Here is a 1804-nt window from a genome sequence, read left to right as displayed (position 1 = left end):
AGCTTATTATTGACTAGAGTCATGCTCCTGACCGTCCTGAAGACTTCCTTCCAGATCACCCTGGCTCCCCTGTCCATCGACCGTGTCCACCAAGAGGCCTCCCATCCGGGCAATGGAGCTGTGGTGGTGATGAGCGGCACTGTTCGAGACAACACCAATGGCCGCCCTGTCGATTACCTGGAATACCAAGCCTACGAGCCCATGGCCCTGAAGGTCTTCGCCGACATTGCCCGACAGATTCAGCAGCGCTGGCCAGACGCCAACAGCGTGGTCATCCACCACCGCATCGGCAAGTTGCGCATTGGCGAGATCAGCGTCTTGGTGGCGGTGGGCACCCCTCATCGGGCCGAAGGGTTTGCTGCCTGCCAATTTGCCATCGACACCCTCAAGCACAACGCCCCCATCTGGAAAAAAGAATACTGGCGAGATGGCACCAGCGCCTGGGTGAGCCTTGGCGCTTGCGAGCTCTCTTCGGCATAGATCCCCCTACACCATACCCACTTGCTCAGCCAAACCCAATTGCTGGCGGGCTGTTTGGCAATCTTGCTGAATTTGCTGAATCAAATCTGCCACCGTGGGAAATCTCCGCTCTGGGCGGATAAAGCCCCGTAGCGCCACCCGCACCTCTTGCCCGTAGAGATCTCCTGTCCAATCCAGCAGATGCACCTCGACGGTGTGCTGTAAACCGGCAAACGTGGGCCGATGGCCAATGTTCATCACCCCAGGTAGAGCTGCCGCAGCAGCAGGCACATCCACCCAAACGCTGTACACCCCATCGCGGGGCAAAAACTTCTCCGGAGGCAAGCGGAGGTTGGCGGTGGGAAAGCCCAGTTGTCGGCCCCGCTGATCCCCTTGCACCACTTCTCCCATCAGACGATAGGGGCGACCCAAGAGCGCTTCGGCGGTGGACACCTCCCCGGTCGCCAAGGCAGCTCGAATGCGAGAGCTGCTCACCCGTTCCCCGTTGAGTTTCGTCTCCGGGATCACCTCCACCGGAATGCAGCGCTCGGATCCCCAAGCCTGGAGCGTTTGGGCGTTGCCGGAGCGACGGTGACCAAAGCAAAAATCCCAACCGACGCTGAGATGGCGAACGCGCAGGCCCTGTTCAAGTACCGTTTGGATAAACTCTTGGGGGGGCTGGCAGGCAAATGCAGGGGTGAAGGGGAGCAGTACCACCTGCTCAAAGCCCATTTGCGCCAACAGATCCAGCTTTTCGGCAGGGGGAGTGAGCAACAGCTGAGGCCGCCTCGTCAAGACTTCCTGGGGATGGGGATGAAAGGTGAGGACAGTACGTACCCCCTGAAGAGAATCTCGAATCGGCTGCAGCACCTTCTGATGGCCCAGATGCAAGCCATCGAAGTTCCCGATGGCCACAGCGGTGGGTCGCAAGGTTTGAGCCAGATCAGAAGTGATGTGCACTGTCCGGGATCCTAAAAACAGCCAACCAACTGCCTACCCCAGAGGCCACAGCAGGGCCACCAACCCACTCAAGCCCACCACGCCCCACAAGCTCCGTCGCAGGCGCTGCAACACAGGATCAATCTGATACCTGACAATCAGCCGATGCTGAGCCAGCTCCTCTTCTGACTTGGCATACATCGCCCCATCGTACCAGCCACTTTCTTCATAGGGAATCTGGGCTTGTACCAAGCGCCGCCGCACATAAGCCCATCCCAAGTAGAGATGGAGCAACACCAGGCCGAGCAAGACATTGGCCCCCAGCACCGACCCAGAGACAAAGTGGCCCCAATCTCCGGCAAAGCTGCTCCAAACCAGCGGGGAAACTGCCAGCACAACAGCTCCC

General features: G+C 59.3%; 3 protein-coding genes. 1 reads left to right on the top strand and 2 read right to left on the bottom strand.

Translation table 11 applies throughout. The annotated features are described in order from the left end of the window. The coding region (locus NW815_RS13720) for a molybdenum cofactor biosynthesis protein MoaE (RefSeq protein WP_414391114.1) at positions 1–480 on the top strand (480 nt) is incomplete at its 5' end. 6 nt (positions 481–486) lie between these two features. On the opposite strand, the gene NW815_RS13715 is transcribed toward NW815_RS13720, so the two are convergent. Both NW815_RS13715 and NW815_RS13710 read right to left on the bottom strand, forming a co-directional pair. Beyond that, positions 487–1419: a bifunctional riboflavin kinase/FAD synthetase gene (locus tag NW815_RS13715; protein ID WP_414416134.1), complete on the bottom strand. Its 933-nt coding sequence runs from the start codon at positions 1417–1419 to the stop codon at positions 487–489. A gap of 33 nt (positions 1420–1452) precedes the next feature. Next, a partial coding sequence (locus tag NW815_RS13710; RefSeq protein ID WP_414416133.1) for a CGLD27 family protein occupies positions 1453–1804 on the bottom strand: 352 nt, incomplete at its 5' end.

The sequence above is a fragment of the Synechococcus sp. R6-7 genome, from assembly GCF_047461695.1.
In the GTDB taxonomy this organism is placed as follows: Bacteria; Cyanobacteriota; Cyanobacteriia; order Thermostichales; family Thermostichaceae; genus Thermostichus.
Note: the sequence above shows the minus strand (reverse complement) of the source record. Positions and strands in the feature narration are given on the sequence as shown.